The organism is Streptomyces sp. NPDC016562 (assembly GCF_043076955.1).
In the GTDB taxonomy this organism is placed as follows: Bacteria; Actinomycetota; Actinomycetes; order Streptomycetales; family Streptomycetaceae; genus Streptomyces.
This window is the reverse complement of record NZ_JBIBRZ010000001.1, coordinates 1,466,379-1,483,526: the sequence shown is the minus strand read 5'-3', so window position 1 is coordinate 1,483,526 and position 17,148 is coordinate 1,466,379. Positions and strand designations below refer to the sequence as shown.

The 17,148-nt window shown below is 73.7% G+C and carries 16 protein-coding genes; 10 read left to right on the top strand and 6 right to left on the bottom strand.

The annotated features are described in order from the left end of the window. Window positions 1-23 precede the first annotated feature (23 nt). The 3 genes from ACF059_RS06865 to ACF059_RS06855 all read left to right on the top strand — a co-directional run bounded on the left by ACF059_RS06865 (window position 24) and on the right by ACF059_RS06855 (window position 3,768). Window positions 24-1,532: an APC family permease gene (locus ACF059_RS06865; RefSeq protein WP_392052379.1), complete on the top strand. Its 1,509-nt coding sequence runs from the start codon at window positions 24-26 to the stop codon at window positions 1,530-1,532. Between the two features lie 9 nt (window positions 1,533-1,541). Further along, complete coding sequence (locus tag ACF059_RS06860) at window positions 1,542-1,970, top strand: universal stress protein (protein ID WP_366868639.1); 429 nt, start codon at window positions 1,542-1,544, stop codon at window positions 1,968-1,970. 289 nt (window positions 1,971-2,259) lie between these two features. Next, the gene (locus tag ACF059_RS06855) at window positions 2,260-3,768 is read left to right on the top strand and encodes an FUSC family protein (protein ID WP_392052375.1); all 1,509 of its coding nucleotides are present in this window, start codon (window positions 2,260-2,262) and stop codon (window positions 3,766-3,768) included. 3 nt (window positions 3,769-3,771) lie between these two features. Here ACF059_RS06855 and ACF059_RS06850 read toward each other — a convergent pair whose 3' ends face one another. Next, window positions 3,772-5,757, bottom strand: coding sequence for a HelD family protein (locus ACF059_RS06850; protein ID WP_392052371.1), 1,986 nt, complete (start codon window positions 5,755-5,757; stop codon window positions 3,772-3,774). On the opposite strand from ACF059_RS06850, the gene ACF059_RS06845 reads away from it, so the two are divergent. The 4 genes from ACF059_RS06845 to ACF059_RS06830 all read left to right on the top strand — a co-directional run bounded on the left by ACF059_RS06845 (window position 5,725) and on the right by ACF059_RS06830 (window position 9,290). Next, window positions 5,725-6,072 (top strand): hypothetical protein, encoded by a 348-nt coding sequence (locus tag ACF059_RS06845; protein WP_392052368.1) that lies wholly within the window; start codon window positions 5,725-5,727, stop codon window positions 6,070-6,072. The genes ACF059_RS06850 and ACF059_RS06845 overlap by 33 nt on opposite strands. 144 nt (window positions 6,073-6,216) lie before the next feature. Continuing rightward, a complete protein-coding gene (locus ACF059_RS06840) occupies window positions 6,217-6,816 on the top strand; it encodes a GNAT family N-acetyltransferase (protein ID WP_392052365.1) in 600 nt (199 codons plus the stop codon). A gap of 231 nt (window positions 6,817-7,047) precedes the next feature. Next, the gene (locus tag ACF059_RS06835) at window positions 7,048-8,184 is read left to right on the top strand and encodes a nitric oxide synthase oxygenase (protein WP_392052362.1); all 1,137 of its coding nucleotides are present in this window, start codon (window positions 7,048-7,050) and stop codon (window positions 8,182-8,184) included. A 47-nt stretch (window positions 8,185-8,231) separates the two neighbouring features. After that, window positions 8,232-9,290: a lactonase family protein gene (locus ACF059_RS06830; RefSeq protein ID WP_392052360.1), complete on the top strand. Its 1,059-nt coding sequence runs from the start codon at window positions 8,232-8,234 to the stop codon at window positions 9,288-9,290. A gap of 81 nt (window positions 9,291-9,371) precedes the next feature. Here ACF059_RS06830 and ACF059_RS06825 read toward each other — a convergent pair whose 3' ends face one another. The 3 genes from ACF059_RS06825 to ACF059_RS06815 form a co-directional block, all read right to left on the bottom strand. After that, complete coding sequence (locus tag ACF059_RS06825; protein ID WP_360895641.1) at window positions 9,372-10,286, bottom strand: hypothetical protein; 915 nt, start codon at window positions 10,284-10,286, stop codon at window positions 9,372-9,374. 96 nt (window positions 10,287-10,382) lie between these two features. Continuing rightward, the gene (locus tag ACF059_RS06820) at window positions 10,383-11,069 is read right to left on the bottom strand and encodes a uracil-DNA glycosylase (protein WP_392052357.1); all 687 of its coding nucleotides are present in this window, start codon (window positions 11,067-11,069) and stop codon (window positions 10,383-10,385) included. An 11-nt stretch (window positions 11,070-11,080) separates the two neighbouring features. Beyond that, complete coding sequence (locus ACF059_RS06815; RefSeq protein ID WP_392052354.1) at window positions 11,081-12,172, bottom strand: WD40/YVTN/BNR-like repeat-containing protein; 1,092 nt, start codon at window positions 12,170-12,172, stop codon at window positions 11,081-11,083. A 211-nt stretch (window positions 12,173-12,383) separates the two neighbouring features. Here ACF059_RS06815 and ACF059_RS06810 point away from each other — a divergent pair, with 211 nt between their 5' ends. From ACF059_RS06810 to ACF059_RS06800, 3 genes are all read left to right on the top strand, one after another. Then, window positions 12,384-13,511 carry an NADH:flavin oxidoreductase/NADH oxidase gene (locus ACF059_RS06810; protein WP_392052351.1) on the top strand — a complete coding sequence of 376 codons (1,128 nt, stop codon included), beginning with the start codon at window positions 12,384-12,386 and terminating at the stop codon, window positions 13,509-13,511. A 76-nt stretch (window positions 13,512-13,587) separates the two neighbouring features. Then, entirely contained in the window at window positions 13,588-13,932 is a 345-nt protein-coding gene (locus tag ACF059_RS06805; protein ID WP_360895629.1) for a helix-turn-helix transcriptional regulator, read from the top strand. 138 nt (window positions 13,933-14,070) lie between these two features. Then, window positions 14,071-14,985: a hypothetical protein gene (locus ACF059_RS06800; protein WP_392052348.1), complete on the top strand. Its 915-nt coding sequence runs from the start codon at window positions 14,071-14,073 to the stop codon at window positions 14,983-14,985. Between the two features lie 37 nt (window positions 14,986-15,022). On the opposite strand, the gene ACF059_RS06795 is transcribed toward ACF059_RS06800, so the two are convergent. Next, the gene (locus tag ACF059_RS06795; protein ID WP_392052345.1) at window positions 15,023-16,405 is read right to left on the bottom strand and encodes an FAD-dependent oxidoreductase; all 1,383 of its coding nucleotides are present in this window, start codon (window positions 16,403-16,405) and stop codon (window positions 15,023-15,025) included. A 52-nt stretch (window positions 16,406-16,457) separates the two neighbouring features. Continuing rightward, window positions 16,458-17,144 carry a DUF305 domain-containing protein gene (locus tag ACF059_RS06790; protein WP_392052342.1) on the bottom strand — a complete coding sequence of 229 codons (687 nt, stop codon included), beginning with the start codon at window positions 17,142-17,144 and terminating at the stop codon, window positions 16,458-16,460. Between the last annotated feature and the right edge of the window lie 4 nt (window positions 17,145-17,148).

Below are 17,148 nucleotides of genomic sequence, written 5' to 3'. Positions count from 1 at the left end.
GCCGGGTGCCCGACCATGCGTACATGGCCCATGACGGTGCGGGTGGCGAAGCGGGGACGGAGCAGCAGGACGCGGGGCTCAAGCCCAATGCGATCGGCTTCCTCGACGCGCTGGTCATCGGCCTGAACTCGACCTCGCCGGCCTACTCCCTGGCCGCCGTCATCGGCCCGATCGTGGCCCTGGCCGGGATCTACGCGCCGGGCATCATGCTCGCGTCGTTCCTGCCGATGCTCCTCATCGCCGCCGCCTTCTACTACCTCAACAAGGTCGACCAGGACTGCGGCACGACCTTCTCGTGGGTCACCCGGGCCATGGGCCCCTGGGCGGGCTGGCTCGGCGGCTGGGCCATCGCCATGACCGGAGTGCTCGTCATCGGTTCGCTGGCCGACGTGGCCGTCCACTTCGGGCTGCTCGCCGTCGGCCTCGACGGCGTGGCCGCCGACGCCGCCGTCCGCCAGGGCCTCACGGTCGCCGTGATCCTCGCGATGACCGCGATCTGCGTCATCGGCACCGAACTGTCGGCCCACTTCCAGGACGTCCTCATCCTCGCCCAGGTGCTGTGCCTGCTGGCCTTCGCCGTCGTCGCCCTCTACCGCATCTACGCCGGCACCAGCACCCTCGACTCGCTCGAACCGTCCGTCGGCTGGCTCAACCCCTTCGGCGCCGGCGGCGCCGCCCTGACCGGCGGACTGCTGCTCGGGGTGTTCATCTACTGGGGCTGGGAGTCCGCGGTCAACCTCACCGAGGAGGTCGAGAACTCCGCCACGGCCCCCGGCCGGGCCGGCATCTGGTCGACCGTGGTGCTCCTGGTGACCTACCTGTCCGTGGGCTTCGCGGTCGTCGGCTACTCCGGCACCGCGTTCCTCGCCGCGAACGCGGGCGAGGAGGAGGCCCTCTTCGCCGTGCTCGCCCACGAGGTCATGGGCGGCTGGGACTGGGTGGTGCTCCTCGCCGTCTGCACCTCCGCGCTCGCCTCCACCCAGACCACGATCATCCCCGCCTCCCGCACCGCCCTGTCCATGGCCCGCCGGCACGCCCTGCCGCCCCCGCTCGCGCACATCCACCCGCGGTTCCGGACCCCGGACGTCAGCACCTGGTGGGTGGCCGGCATCGCCATCGCCTGGTACCTCGCCGTCAACCAGATCAGCGAGAACGCCCTCCTCGACTCGCTCACCGCGCTCTCCCTGCTCATCGCCTTCTACTACGCGCTCACCGGCCTGGCCTGCGCCGTCTACTACCGCCGCCACCTGCGGGAGAACCTGCACAACCTCCTGCTCATCGGAGTCGGCCCGGTGACCGGCGCCGGCCTGCTGATCTGGCTGCTCGTGGAGTCGGTCCGCGACATGTCCCACCCGGAGAACTCGGCCAGCGGCGTCTCCTGGTTCGGGCTCGGCCCGCCGCTGGTCATCGGGATCGCGATCGCCGCCGCCGGCGTGCTCGTCATGTGCTTCTGGCGGGTACGGGACGGCCGGTTCTGGCAGGAGCGGCGGGGAGTGGCCGATCCGGCGCTCGTGCACGGCGGAAAGCGCTGAGGGGGCGGGATGTCCGTGGTCCTCGGATACGACGAGTCGCCCGGCGCGGCACGCGCCCTGAACGTGGCGCTGGAGGTGGCCGCCGCCTTCGGCGAGCCCCTCGTCCTCGTCTTCGGCGCCGCGGCCCCCGGCGCCACCGGCGAGGAGTACCGGGCCCACCGGGAAGCCGTCCGCCAGGCGGGCCGCAGCGCCCTCGCGCACGCCGTCGAGGCGGCCGACGCCGCCGGCGTGCCGTCGACGGTCGAGGTCGTCGACGAGAAGCCGGCCCAGGCCCTGCTGGACGCCGCGGAACGTCACCACGCCCGGGTCATCATCGTCGGCACCTGGGGCGACAGCCCCATCCGCGGCGCCCTCCTCGGCTCCACCCCGCACAAGCTCCTGCACCTGTCCCCGGTGCCCGTCCTGTGCGTACCGACGGAGACCGCCCCGGAGCACTGACGTCAGGCCGGCGGCCGGGCGGCCGGTCCGTTGGCACCGCCATGGCCGGAAATGGCGCGTTCTTGCTGCGCCATTGGCCCAGTGGTATGGGCCCCGCTTGAGCCAATGCCCCTGCGGATGCTTATCTGTGGCGTATCCATGTACTTTCGGCGCCGCGCAGCGCCGGACGGCAACGAGGCCGGTCCGGAGCGCGGCGCCTTCGCCGTGCCCGTGAGCCGCCCACCACCCCCGGGCGGAGCCGGGCCGGCGCGCACCACTGCGAGGGGGGCGGCACACCGCCGTGAAGAGGATGTTCGTGGCACCGGATCCGGGCCGTATGAGACTCAGGAACGCGGCCCGCGCCGTGATCGGCGTCGCCGCCGCCGTCGCCCTCGCCGAGCTCTGCGGTCTGTCCCTGACCGCCTCCATCACCGGGGGACTGGCGGCCCTGCTCGCCCTCTTCACCGTCACCGACGCGACCGTGCGCCGCCAGGCGGTCACCACAGCCCTCCTGCCGACCGCCGGATTCCCCGTCCTCGCCCTCGCCACCACCCTGCACGGGGTGCCCCTCGCCCGGGACGCGGCCTTCGTCCTCGTCGTCTTCTGCGGGGTCTACGCCCGCCGCTGGGGCCCGCGCGGACACGCGCTCGGGATCTTCGCGTTCATGAACTTCTTCATCACCCAGTTCCTGCACGCGCTGCCCGCCCAGCTCCCCGGCCTGTACGCCGCCGTGGCCCTGGCCCTCGGCGCCGCCGCCGCGGTCCGGTTCCTGCTGTGGCCCATCGAGCGGCGCACCCCGCCGCCCGCCGCACCCGCACCGCTGCCCGGGCGGGGCCTCGCCCGGCCCACCACCCGCCAGGCGTTCCAGGCCACCGCCGCGTGCGCCGTCGCCCTCGCCGTCGGGCAGGTGCTCTCCGAGGACCGCTGGTACTGGGCCGTCGGCACCGCCTGGTGGATCTTCGTCAACACCGCCTCGCGCGGCGAGACCCTCGTGCGCGGCTTCCGCCGCGTGCTCGGCACCGTCGTCGGCGTGGCCGCGGGCGTGCTGATCGCCATCCCCCTGGACGGAGCGCCCGTGCCCACCGCCGTCCTGGTCGCCGGATGCGTCTTCGCGATCTTCTACACGGCCCCGGTCTCCTACAGCTGGATGATCCTGGCCGTCACCCTGATGGCCGGACTGCTCTACGGGCTGCTCGGCGTGCTCGACCCCGGCCTGCTCGTCCTGCGCCTGGAGGAGACGGCCGTCGGCGCCGTGTGCGCCGCGCTGGCCGTCGTCCTCGTCCTGCCGGTCACCACCCACGCCACGAACGACGCCTGGATCCAGCGGGCCCTGCACTGCGTGCACGCCGCCACCGCCGAGGCCGCGGCCCGCCTGGCCGGCTCCCCGACGGCGGACCCCGCGCCCCACGCGGCCGAGCTGGAGACCCTGCTGGCCCGGGTCCGGATGGCCCTCGCGCCGCTGGTCCACCCGCTCAGCCCGTTCCGCGCCCGCAAGGCCCGCGCGGGCCAGGTCATCGCCCTGCTGGACGACTGCGCCCGCGAGGTGCGCGGGCTGGTGGCCGTCGCCGCCGATCCCGACGCCAGCCACGACGCCCGCCTGGCCGCGGCCTGCTGGCGCGTCGAGGCGGCCGTCGAAGCCCTGACCGCGGGCGAACGGCGGCTGGACGGATTCGCCGCCGCGGACCACTCGGCGGCGCAGGCCGCCGCGGCCGCCACCGCCGCCGGGCCCGCCCTCGCCCACCTGCACGGGCTGGAGCGGGCCCTCGCCGGGCTCGCCGCCCCGCTGGGCAGCGACCCGCGGGACCCCGTCAGCGCCTGAGCCTCAGCGCCTGAGCAACCCGCCCGAAGCCGCAGCCGCGGCCAGCCCCGCCGGGAGCCGGCCGGGGGTGTGCACGACCCCGAGGGACTGGGTGGCCCGCGTCAGCGCCACGTACAGGTCGCTGGGCTGGAGTTCGGCCGGCTCCACCACGATCACCGTGTCGAACTCCAGCCCCTTGGCCTGGCGCGGGTCCAGCAGGACGACCTCCCGGGTCAGATCCGGCTCCGCGCCCTCCCGTACGCCGGGCAGTACGTCGGCCAGCGCGCGATGCAGCCCGCGCGGGGCGATCACCGCGAGCCGTCCCTCGGCCGGCCGCTCCCGCTCCACGGCCTGCGCCACCGCCCGCGCCGGGTCCTGCGCTTCGTGCGACCAGGGCCGCGTCCCGGTGGCCCGTACCGACGTCGGCGGTTCGAAGCCGGGATCGCGCTCCCGCAGAACGGCCGCCGCCACCTCCATGATCTCGGCGGGCGTGCGGTAGTTGACCCCGAGCCGTACCAGGTCCCAGCGCCCGCCCACGTACGGGGCGAGGATCCGCTCCCACGCACCGCAGCCCGCCTCGTCGGCGGTCTGCGCCGGATCACCGACGAGCGTCATCGACCGGGTCGGGCAGCGGCGCATCAGCAGCCGCCACGCCATCTCCGACAGCTCCTGCGCCTCGTCCACGATGACGTGCCCGAAGGCCCACGTCCGGTCGGCCGCGGCCCGCTCGGCCGTGCTGCGGTGATCGGCCTCCTCGTGGCGCTCGGCCATCCGCTCCGCGTCGATGATGTCGTGCGCCGCGAGGTACTCGCTCTCCTCGTCCTCGAACTCGTAGGACTCCGAGCCCTGCGACAGGTCCAGCACCCCCTGCGCGTAGTCGATGCGCCGCTGCCGCTCGCGCTCCTCGGCGGCGCGCCGGGCGCTGTCGTCCTCGCCGAGCAGCTCGGCCGCCTCGTCCAGGAGCGGCACGTCGGCCGGGGTCCAGTCGGGCCGCCGCGAGGGCGCGCGGCGGATCAGCTCGGCCTCGTGCGCGGGCAGGTGGGTGGGCTCCGCCAGGAAGTCACCGATCAGCTGCTGGGGGGTGAGGCGGGGCCACAGCGAGTCGATCGCGGCGTGCACCGCGGGGCTCACCGCGATCTCCTTGCCGAGCTGGGCGATGTCGTCGGCGCCCAGCAGGTTCGGACCGCCGTACGGATCCGCGCCCAGCCGCTCGGCGAGCTGCGCGGTGAGCGCGTCGATGACGGGGAAGGCGAAGGCGGCCCGGGCCTGGTTGTGCGGCAGGCCGGTGGCGCGGGCCCGGTCCCGCGCCGCGTACGCCATGGTGCGGTCGAGCAGCAGGGTCCCGTAGTCGTCGTGGTCGATCTCCAGCGCGGGCTCGGGGACCGTGTCGTAGTCCTCGCCGCACCGCGTCGGCACGGTCTCCGGCAGCCGCTGGCGGTCCGCGACGACCCGGGCGAGGACCTCCGCCATCGCGGCCCGGCCCTTCACGGCGGCGGCCCCCGGCCGGTCGGTGCCGGTGGCGTGGACCCCGGGGAACAACTCGCCCGGCGTGGACAGCAGCACGCCCGTCTCGCCGAGGGCCGGGAGCACCCCGCCGATGTATCCCAGGAAGGCCGGGCCCGGTCCGACGATCAGGACCCCGCGCTTGGCGAGGGTCTCCCGGTGGGCGTACAGCAGGTAGGCCGCGCGGTGCAGCGCGACCGCGGTCTTTCCGGTGCCGGGGCCGCCCTCGACGACCAGCACCCCGCGGTGCGTGGAGCGGATGACCCGGTCCTGCTCGGCCTGGATGGTGCGCACGATGTCGTGCATGCGGCCGGTCCGGGCGGCGTCGAGCGCGGCGAGCAGCACGGCGTCCGCGTCGGCGCCCTCGTGCCCGGTGCGCTCCGCGTCGGTCAGGTCGAGGATCTCGTCGTGCAGGGCGGTGACCACGCGCCCCCGGCTGCTGATGTGGCGGCGCCGGCGCAGCCCCATGGGGGTGTGGCCGGTGGCGAGGTAGAACGGACGCGCCATATCCGCGCGCCAGTCCAGGACGAGCGGGGTGCGGTCGGTGTCGTCCGCGCGGATTCCGATCCGGCCGATGTGGTGGTCACGGCCGTCGGAGAACTCCAGACGGCCGAAACACAGGCCGTTCTCACCGCCATTCAGAGCGGAGAGCAGACCGGACTGCTCGGCGACCAGCACATCGCGTTCCAGGCGGGCCTGAAGGCCGGTGCCGACGTCGCGCAAAGCGGATTCGACTGCGTGTTCGGCCTGGTCGCGCAGGTCATCGAGGCGCCGATAGAGGTCGGTGACGAATTGCTGCTCTTTCCGGAATTCCTCGGTTGACAATTGCACTCCTGCCGCGATACGGTGTCTTCGTAAGCTTCTTTGCGGCCTCGTTTTTACTGAAGTCGCGAACTGTTAAATATACGCTCACTCCTCCCTCGGCAGTCAATTCAGCCGGGGGATTTTTTGCGTACCGTGGATTCCATGACCACCGCACCCGGCTCCGCCGACGGCATCGTCTACCGCCTCGCCCGCCCGCAGGACGCGGGTGCCATCGAGGCCCTGGACGGCTCCTTCACCACCGACACGGTCTTCGAGGTCGCCGCCGCCGACACCGGCTTCGGTTTCGTGCTCCGCGAGGTCCCCGTGGACCCGCCGGTGCACAAGGCGTTCCCGCCGGAAGAGCACGACGAGCAGGGGTTCGCCGGGGGCCGGGGCGGGGCCGGCGCCGTGGACTCGGCCGCCGACACGCGCACCTACGTGGCGCTCGACGGCAGCGACGTGTGCGGCTTCGCCGCCGTCGGCTACGCGGCGTGGAACCGGCGGCTGACGATCGAGGACATCGAGGTGGAGCCCGGCCGCCGGGGACGCGGCATCGGCCGGGCGCTGATGGACTGCGCGGACCGGTTCGCGCGCGAACGGGGCGCCGAGCACCTCTGGCTGGAGGTCAGCTCGGTCAACGCCCCGGCCGTGCACGCCTACCGGCGCATGGGATTCACCTTCTGCGGCCTCGACACCACCCTCTACGGGGGCACGCCCGCCGCCGGTGAGCAGGCGCTGTTCATGAGCCGGCCGTGCTCGTGACCTGAACCCGCCCCGCCCGGCCCGGCCCCTGACGCGGCCCGTGAGCGGTCGGATCGTACGCCCCTTCGACTGCCGCCCGCAGCCCGATCCCCGAAGAGCACTCGGAGGGGTGCTCCGGGCGCTCGAACCGCACGCCGCCGATCTGGCGCATATACAACGGGTCCTTGTTCATTGCGCATTCATCCGGCACGAACAGGGTGGATCAGGTCGGACAGGGGGTAACCGCCCGGGATGGAAATTCTTCACCAGCGCTCCACCACCGCACAGGTGTGGGAAGCGGCCGAGGAGTTCATCCGGCTCTTCCACCGGGAGAACCGGGACGCCGGTGATCCGCAGGCCCGGCTCGCCGCGGTGCGGGCCGAGTTGGCGGACACCGGAAGCTACGTGCACACCCCGCAGGAACTCGTCCACGGGGCGCGCGTGGCCTGGCGCAACAGCAACCGCTGCATAGGCAGGCTCTACTGGAACTCGCTGCGGGTCCGTGACCGCCGCGCGCTCACCGACGCCGACGGCATCGCCGCCGAGTGCTTCGCGCACCTGCGCGAGGCGACCAACGGCGGGCGGGTCAGACCCACGATCACCGTCTTCGCGCCGGACGCCCCGGACCGCCCCGGCCCGCTGATCTGGAGCGAGCAGCTCGTCCGGTACGCCGGCTACGGGGACCACCCCTCGCTCACCGTGGGCGACGCGCGCAACGCCCCGCTCACCGCCGCCCTGCTCCGGCTCGGCTGGCCCGGCGGCGCCGGCACCCCCTTCGACCTGCTTCCCCTGGTGGTCCAGGGCGTCGACGACAAACCGCGCTGGTTCGAGACCCCCGCGGACGCCGTGCTGGAAGTGCCGATCGAACACCCCGACCAGGGCGGCTGGGCGGACTGGGGGCTGCGCTGGCACGCCGTACCCGCCATCTCCAACATGTGCCTGGAGATCGGCGGCATCCACTATCCGGCGGCCCCGTTCAACGGCTGGTACATGGGCACCGAGATCGGCGCCCGCAACCTCGCCGACACCGACCGGTACAACCTCCTGCCGGCCGTGGCCCGCCGCCTGGGCCTGGACCTCTCCAGCGACCGCTCGCTGTGGAAGGACCGGGCGCTCGTCGAGCTCAACCGGGCGGTCCTGCACTCCTTCGACCGCGCCGGGGTCACCATCGCCGACCACCACAGCGAGTCCCGGCGCTTCCTGTCCCACCTGGAACGGGAGCAGCGCAAGGGACGCGAGGTCGGCGCGGACTGGTCCTGGATCGTGCCGCCGATCTCCGGCTCGGCCACCCCCGTCTTCCACCGCACCTACGAGGACAGCCCGAGCAGCACCGCGTACGTCCACCACTCCGGGGCGCAGGAACGGGCCCAAGGCCGAGACCTGGTCTAGACCTCCTGTTAGGGTCGGCTCCGAACCGATCGGCGGAGGGACACGGCATGCGTGACAGGACGGCCGGGACGACGGAACACCGGGCCTACATCGGCTCGTTCACATCGGCGGGCGGGCTCGGTGTCACCACCGCGGCCGTGGATCCGGTGACCGGGGCGCTCACCCCGCTCTCGGTCACCGCCGCCGAGGACCCCTCGTACCTCGCCCTCGACCGAGACTCCGGCCTGCTCTACGCGGTGAGCGAGACCGGGCGGGGCGCGGTGGCCGCCTTCCGGCCCACCGCCGACGGGCTGACCCCCCTCGGCGCGGCCGCCCCCGTCGGGGGCTCCGGTCCCACGCACCTGAGCGTGGCAGGGAGCCGGCTGCTCACCGCCAACTACACCTCCGGGGACGTCAGCAGCCTCCCGCTGGCCGCCGACGGCAGTCCGCGCGGGCCCGCCGCCGTGCTCGCGCACCGGGGCTCGGGCCCCGACGCGGACCGGCAGGAGGGGCCGCACGCCCACCAGGTGCTGCCCGACCCGACCGGCCGCTGGGTGCTGAGCGTGGACCTCGGAACCGACTCCGTCCGCGTCTGCGCGCTGGACGGGGACAGCGGCGCGCTGCGGCTGCACTCCGAGACCCGGCTGACGCCGGGCAACGGCCCGCGCCACCTCGCCTTCCACCCGGACGGGAAGCCGGCGTACGTGGTGAACGAGCTGAGGCCGCTGCTGACCGTCTGCCGGTGGGACGCGGAAGCGGGCGGCCTGGAACCGGTCCGGGAGGTTCCGGTGCTCTCAGAAGCCCGCTCAGGGGCCGTACGGGACTACCCCTCCGCGGTCGTCGCCTCACCCGACGGGCGCTTCGTCTGGGCGGCGGTCCGCGGCGCCGACGTCATCGCCACCTTCTCCCTCGCCGACGGGGCCGAGGAGCCGCGGCTGACCGGGGTCGCCGACTGCGGCGGTCACTGGCCGCGCGACCTCGCCGTGGACCCCTCGGGGCGCCGGCTGTACGCGGCCAACGAGCGCTCGGGGGACATCACCTGGTTCGACGTGGACCCGCGGACCGGGCATCCCCGCCTGGCCGGCTCGATGGCCGTGGCCGCCCCGACCTGCGTGGTCTTCGGCTGACGGCCCCGGGTGCGCGGGGCCGTAACGACGTGAGGGGCCCCCGCCGCCCGGCGGGAGCCCCTCACGTCGTGGTGGGACGGTTCAGTTCGCAGGGGCGCCCTGGCTGATCCCGAGCGCGGCGGAGTACTGGGCGACGGCGAGCTTGCCGAGCGCGCCGTAGGCGCCGAGCACCTCGGAGGCGGCGCAGTCGGCCTCCTTGCAGGCGGTGTCCAGCAGTCCGTCCGCGGCCTCCGGGCCGATCAGGTACGGGGCGAGCGCGAGCTGCGTAGAGCCCTCGCGGCGCAGCTGCTCGGCGACGGCGGCCACCGAGCCCTCCTGGTCCAGGGCGGCCGCCTTGACCGGCACCGCGAGGCGGGCGGCGAGCAGCATGCCCGTGATCCCGGCGGCCTGTACGGCCTCCTCGCCCCCGGTGGTGGCCAGCACGATGCCGTCGGCGGCGGTGGTCACGGTGAAGAGCCGGGCGCGGTCGGCACGGGCCAGGCCCGCCTCGGACAGCCGCACGTGCAGGCCCTCCGCGAGCAGCGGGTGCGGACCGAGTACGTCGGCCAGCTCGGCGGCGGCCGAGGAGTCCATCAGGGCCTGGCGCATCCGGCGGAGCAGATCGCCGTCCGGACCGGCCAGCAGCGGCACGACCACGGCGTCCGGGCCGGTCGGCGCGGGCACCTCCTGGCCGATGGCGCGGGCGAAGTCCGCGCGCGCGGCACGCTCGCTCGCGACCGCGGTCAGCACGCCCGACAGCGACGGGAACTCGGAGGCGTCGTCCCCTTCGAGGAAGCCGATCCGGGCGTCGAGGCCCGGCAGCTCGGAGCGGCCGATGCTGATGATCTCTTCCGCGAGCCCCCGCGAGACGGCCGAGGGGGCACCGGGCACGGCGAGCACCAGCGCGGGCGCGCCCTCGGGCGCCACCGCGGGCTCGGGCCGGCGGTGCCGTCCGGTCTGGCGGGGTCGCGGCATTCGTACGGGCAGGCCATTTGCGGGCCCAGTGGGGGAGCTCATGGCGCCGCATGCTACTGGCTTATCGGAACCAGGTGTTCGGGCAGGGCCATCTCGCGCGGCATCTGTCCGTATTTATCCGCTGAAGAACAGATACCCTCAACTGACGGACGGCAAGCGCCAGTCCACAGGCTGTGACCCCTGTCTCACCAGCAAGTCGTTCGTCCGGCTGAACGGCCTGGAGCCGAAGAACCCGAAATCGGCGGACCTGGGGGAGGGGTGGGAGGACTCCACCACCGGCAGTTCGCCGAGCAGCGGCCGCAGATCGCGCGCCGCCCGGCCCCACAGGATGGAGACCAGCGGCTTGCCGCGCGCCGCGAGCGCCCGGATGGCCTGGTCGGTCACCGCTTCCCAGCCCTTGCCCTGGTGCGCGTTGGGCCGGCGGGGCGCGGTCGTGAGCGAGCGGTTGAGCAGCAGCACGCCCTGCCGGGTCCACGGGGTGAGGTCGCCGTTGGCCGGGCGGCCGGTGCCGAGGTCCCGGTGCAGTTCCAGGAAGATGTTGTCGAGGCTCGGCGGGACCGGCCGCACCTCGGGGGCCACCGAGAAGGACAGGCCCACCGCGTGCCCCGGGGTCGGGTAGGGGTCCTGCCCGACGATCAGGACCTTGACCTCGTCGAAGGGCTGCTGGAAGGCCCGCAGCACGTGGGCCCCGGCCGGGACGTACGTCCTGCCCGCCGCTATCTCGGCGCGCAGGAAGTCGCCCATGGCGGCGATCTGCCCCGCCACCGGCTCCAGAGCCCGGGCCCAGCCCGGCTCGACGATCTCGTTCAACGGTCGTGCTGCCACGGTGGATCACTCTACTGGCCGATCGTCGCCGCCCGTACGCACAGTACGTCCGGCAGGTGCTCGGCCAGGAGCTGCCAGCTGTCGCCGTCGTCGTGGCTGGCGTACAGCTCGCCGTTGCGGTTGCCGAAGTAGATCCCCGCCGGGTCCGCGTCGTCCGTGCACAGCGCGTCGCGCAGCACCGTGCCGTAGTGGTCCCCGGACGGCAGTCCGCGCGTCAGTGGTTCCCAGGTGGCGCCCGCGTCCTGGGTGCGGAACACCCGGCAGCGGTGCTCGGCCGGCACCCGGTCGGAGTCGGCGTTGAGCGGGAACACGTAGGCGGTGTCCGGCCGGTGCGGGTGGGCGGCCACCGCGAAACCGAAGTCGGAGGGCAGCCCGCCGCCGATGTCGGTCCACCCGGCCCCGGCGTCGTCGCTGCGGTAGACGCCCCAGTGGTTCTGCAGGTAGAGCCGGTCCGTGTCCCCGGCGTCCTGGGCGATCTTGTGCACGCACTGGCCGAACTCGGGGTTGGGATCCGGCAGGAACACCGCCGACACCCCGCGGTTGGATGGGGTCCAGCTGGCGCCGCCGTCGGTGGTGCGGAACACCCCGGCGGTGGACACGGCCACGGTCACGGCGTCGGGGTCGCGGGGGTCGGTGATCACCGTGTGCAGGCCCTCGCCGCCGCCGCCCGGCTGCCACTTGCCGCGGCTCGGGTGCTCCCAGAGCGGGCGCACCAGCTCGAAGGACTCGCCCCGGTCCGTGGAGCGGAACAGCGCGGCCGGCTCCGTCCCCGCGTACACCACGTCCGGGGCCTCGGGGCCGGCCGGTTGCAGCTGCCAGACCCGCTCCAGGGAGGCTCCGGTGTCCTGGGGGAACTTCACGGCGGGCGCGGCGGGTTCGCGCCAGGTCGCCCCGAGGTCGTCGGAGCTGAAGACGGACGGCCCCCAGTGCGTGCTGTCCCCGCCGACCAGAAGCCGCGGCGACGGGCCCCGCCGGTCGACGGCGACCGCGTAGACGGCCTGGGCGTTGAAATGGGGTCCGTCGAACTCCCACGGCCCGCCGCCCTGGCGGCGGCCGATGAAGAGTCCTTTACGGGTTCCCACGAGCAGCAGTACGTCGGCCATGGCCGGCACCTCCGGACGTCGTTGTCCCTGCGGGGCGATCCTGTGGAGCGCTTTCCGGCCAGTCTGCACCCACCCACTGACAGACGTCGCGCGCGAAACACGACCCAGCTTTGTACGGCAGGTCTCGTAGTACGAGAGATTTCGTAGTACGGTGATTCTCGTACTTAGCCGCCGAGCCCCGGCGCACCCGGTTGACCTCTGGAGATCCCTGATGAACGCCGCCCCCGCCGCCCCTGGCCCTCAGACCGCCCCCACCGCCTTCGCCGCCCTGTTCACGCCGTACACCCTGCGCTCGGTCACCCTTCCCAACCGCGTGTGGATGGCCGCGATGTGCCAGTACAGCGCCGAGGCCTTCGGCCCGAACGCGGGCGTGGCGGGCGACTGGCACTTCGCGCACTACGCGGCCCGCGCCGTGGGCGGCACCGGCCTGATCATCCAGGAAGCCACCGCGGTCTCCCCGGAGGGCCGGATCTCCCCCTACGACCTCGGCATCTGGAACGACATGCAGGTCGAGGCGCTGCGCCGGATCACCTCCTTCCTCAAGGCCCAGGGCACCGTGCCCGGCATCCAGATCGCCCACGCCGGCCGCAAGGCCTCCACCGAGCGCACCTGGAAGGGCGGCGCCCCGGTCGGACCCGAGGGGCACGGCTGGCAGCCGCTCGCCCCGAGCGCCGTGCCGTTCGCCGAGGGGCACCCGGTGCCGCACGAGCTGACGGTCGAGGAGATCGCCGAGATCACCCGCCAGTTCGCCGCCGCCGCCGAGCGCGCGCTCGCCGCGGGCTACGAAGTCGTCGAGATCCACGGCGCCCACGGCTACCTCATCGGGGAGTTCCTCTCCCCGCACAGCAACAAGCGCACCGACGCCTACGGCGGCTCCTTCGAGAACCGGACCCGGTTCCCCCTCGAAGTCGTGGACGCCGTACGGGCGGTGTGGCCCGAGGAGCTCCCGCTGTTCTTCCGGATCTCCGCCACCGACTGGCTGGAGGAGGACGGCTGGACCGCCGACGAGACCGTCCGGCTGGCCGGGCTGCTCCAGGAGCACGGAGTCGACCTCCTCGACGTCTCCACCGGCGGCCTCGCCCCCGGGGTCGAGATCCCGGTCGGCCCCGGGTACCAGGTGCCCTTCGCCGCCCGCGTCAAGGCCGAGACGACGCTCCCCGTGGCGGCCGTCGGCCTGATCACCGAACCGGAGCAGGCCGAGAAGATCCTCGCCAACGGGGAGGCCGACGCGGTGCTGCTGGGCCGCGAACTGCTCCGCGACCCGTACTGGGCCCGCCGCGCGGCGGCCGAGCTGGGCGCGGAGATCCGTACGCCGGAGCAGTACCACCGCTCCTGGTGAGACCGCCCGGGGTGACGCGGGTCCTACGGTGACTCTCGTACGATGACACGGGCAGCCGAGTGAGTGGAGCAGGGACATGACGGAACGGGACGCGACCCGCACCTGCGCACACCCGGAGCCGGCCGAGATCCGCCTGGAGGGCGTGCTCCACGCGCTCTCCGACCCGGTCCGGCTCTCCATCGTCCGCGACCTCGCGGCGTCGGGCTCGGACCTGGCCTGCTCGTACTTCGACCTGCCGGTCACCAAGTCCACGACCACCCACCACTTCCGCGTCCTGCGGGAGAGCGGGGTCGTCCGGCAGGCCTACCGCGGCACCACGAAGCTCAACGCCCTGCGCCGAGAGGACCTGGAGGCGCTCTTCCCCGGCCTCCTCGACAGCGTCCTCACGGCGGCGGCCGCGGAGGAGGCGCGCCTCGCCTAGGCAGCTGGCGCCGGCCTGCCGAGGGCGCCGGGCCGCCGAGGGCGCCGGGCAGGGCCGGCCGAAGCGCTGCGGACGCCGTCCGGTAACGTGCCTCTCTTCGGGCGCCGTTGGGGCCTGGAGTCCCAAAGGTGACAACCGATGACGCTTGGCGAACCGTCCGTCGTGTGGAGCTTGCCCCCTGAGGACGCCCGGGCCGGATGGCGGGCCCTGTGGTGGAGCGTCGGACCGAGTGGCGACCTCGCGGTGGTGCTGGTCCAGGAACGGCACCTGCGCCGTTCCTCGTCCATCAGGGGATGGGTCGAATGGAGCGTGGCGGCTCCGTGTGACGGCGTACTGGTCGTGATCTCGGACGGCGTGGAACACCGCACCTCCGTGACCGGCATAGGCCCGGGAACCAGCCACCTGGCCCTGCTCTCGTGGTCCCGCTTTCTGCTGGCGGCAGGCCGTGCACGCTGGCACCTGGACGGGAGCTGGGAGAGGAACGCGGTCGTCTACTCCCCCGGGGGATACCCCATCAGTCACTTCTGTATCGGTGACGACATCGACTACATCGTCACCGACCGCGACGGCGGCATCTGGACCGCCTACGGCGACGAGGGCATCTACGGGGACCATCCGGAGTCCGATGCCGGCCTGGCCCGCTGGGACACCGACGGCCTCCACACGTGGAGCCCTCAGGGTCTCCCCGTGTGGCCCCTCGGCGGAAGCGCAGGCGCCACCGAGGGGGCCGTGGTCTGGCTCGCCTGGTACAGCCATGGCGGCGCCTTCCTGTCCCGGGTCGATCCCGCCGACGGTCACATCAGCAGTTACCGCAACCCCGTGAGGGACACCGACGGCATCGCCGTCCGCGGCAGCCGGATGCTCCTCAGCCACCGGTATCACGGCCGCCCCGTCGTCGAGCTGAGCCGCGCGGAGCTCGTCGACGACGCCTGGGTGATCACCTCCAAGGAGAAGCTGCGACTACCCGGTCCCGTCGTCTGGGGCTGCGCCCAAGGCCGCGACGGGGTCCTCTGGCTCCGCGCGGGGGACACCTGGCTGCAGATCGAAGCCTGAGCCGGCTCGGCTCCACCGCCCCGTACGGCGCACCGCTTCAGCCCGCACCCGAACCCGCGCCCGCACCCGCGTCCGCCGCGCCCAGGAGTCCCTGCCAGTCCGGGATCTTCACCGAGCGGCGGCCCAGGGAACGGCCCAGGTCGGCCTCGGCCGCTTCGATCGCGAGCCAGCCCGGCCACTCCACGGGACGCAGGCCCGCCGCGCGCAGGGCGTCCAGGGGGTCCCCGGGCAGTTCGCGGCGGGCCAGCGCCCCCGCGTCCTGGAGCAGCGACGACGCGGTCTCCTTGGCGCAGGGGCGGTTCGTGCCGATCACCCCGGTCGGGCCGCGCTTGATCCAGCCCGCCACGTACTCGCCGAGCGAGGCCCGGCCCGCGCGCAGCACCCGGCCCGCGGCGTGCGGGACCGTGCCCTTGGCGGGGTCGAAGGGCAGCCCGGCCAGCGGGACGCCCTTGTACCCCACCGAGCGCAGCACCAACTGCGCCTCGATGTCCTCGTACACGCCCGTCCCGGTGACCCCGCCCCGGCCGTCCGGCGCGGTGCGCTCGAAGCGCATGCCGGTCACCCGGCCGTCGGGTCCGCCGAGGATCTGCGCCGGGCGCAGATAGAACCGCAGGTCGATGCGGCGCCCGGCGTCGCCCGGGCCGCGCTCGGCCCAGTCGCGCAGCACCTCCAGGTTCCGCCGCGCCACCGCCGGCAGGGCGGCGGCCGTCTCCGGGTCCTCGTACACGGGGTCGAGCGCGAGCTCGGCGGGGTCCGCCAGGGCGTCCACCCCCGGCAGCGTGCCCAGTTCCCGTAGCTCCTTGGTGGTGAACTTGGCCTGCGAGGGCCCGCGTCGGGCGACCATGGCCACCCTGCGCACCGCGCTGTCCGCGAGCGCGCCGAGCGCGGGCTGCGGCATGTCCGTCGGGGTCAGTTCCGCCGTGCCCCGGGCCAGGATCCGCGTCACGTCCACCGCGACGTTGCCCGCCCCGACGACCACCGCCGCGTCCACCCCGTGCAGGTCGAAGTCCTCGCCGACCGCGTCCGGGTGCCCGCTGTACCAGGACACGAAGGCCGTCGCGGAGTGCACCCCGGTCAGCTCCTCGCCGGGGATCCCCAGCAGCCGGTCCCGCGCCGCGCCCACGCAGTACACCACCGCGTGGTACAGCTCCAGCAGCCGCTGCGTGGGCAGCGCCTCCCCGCCGACCTCGACGTTCCCGAGGAAGCGGATCCGCTCGTCCTCAAGGACGGTGCGCAGGCTGCCCTGCAGCGACTTGATCTTCTCGTGGTCGGGGGCGACCCCGTACCGCACGAGCCCGTACGGAGCGGGCAGCCGGTCCAGGACGTCGACCCGCACCCCGGGCACCTCGCGCTGCTGCACCAGCGTCTGGGCCGCGTAGACCCCGCTGGGGCCCGATCCGACGACGGCGATACGAAGCACGGCGGAGCTCCTCCCGCAGGTGGTCCCAGCATGACACCCGGCCCCTGAGACGTCAGCCCATCGCGCGCATCCGGTGGATCTCGGCGCTCTGCGTGGCCACCACCTCGGTGGCCATCTCCTCGACCGCCACGTTGTTGCCGCCGGCCAGCGCCTCGCCCGCCATCTTCAGGGCCCCCTCGTGGTGGGCGGTCATCAGCTTCAGGAAGAGCCGGTCGAAGTCGGCGCCCCTGGCCTCGGCCAGCTCCTTGAGCTGCTGCTCGCTCGCCATGCCCGGCATCGCGCCGTGATCGTGGTCGTGCCCGCCGGAGCCCGCCGACGGCGCCGGATGCAGGGCCGCCCACTTCTCCATCGCCCCGATCTCGGGCTGCTGGGCGGCCGTGATCCGTTCCGCCAGCCGTTTGACGCCGTCCGCCGCGGCCCGCTCGGGCGCCAGCGCGCTCATCGTCAGGGCCTGGCGGTGATGCTCGATCATGTTCCGTACGTAGGCGTGGTCGGCGGCGTTCGGAGTGTCGTCGGGTTTCGCCTTCAGGGCCTGTTCCGGGGTGAGGGTGCGCGCCTTCTCGCCCGGCTTGCCGGGGGCGACGACCACGGCCCGGCCGTCGTCGGCCCGGGCTCCCTCGTCGTCCGCCTGGCAGCCCGCGAGGGCCATCAGGAGGCCTGCGGCCGCGGCCGCTCCTGTGAATCGGCCGAGCCGCGGTCGTAACGCCTCGCGGCTCCGGGGGGCTTTTGCCATGTCCATGAAA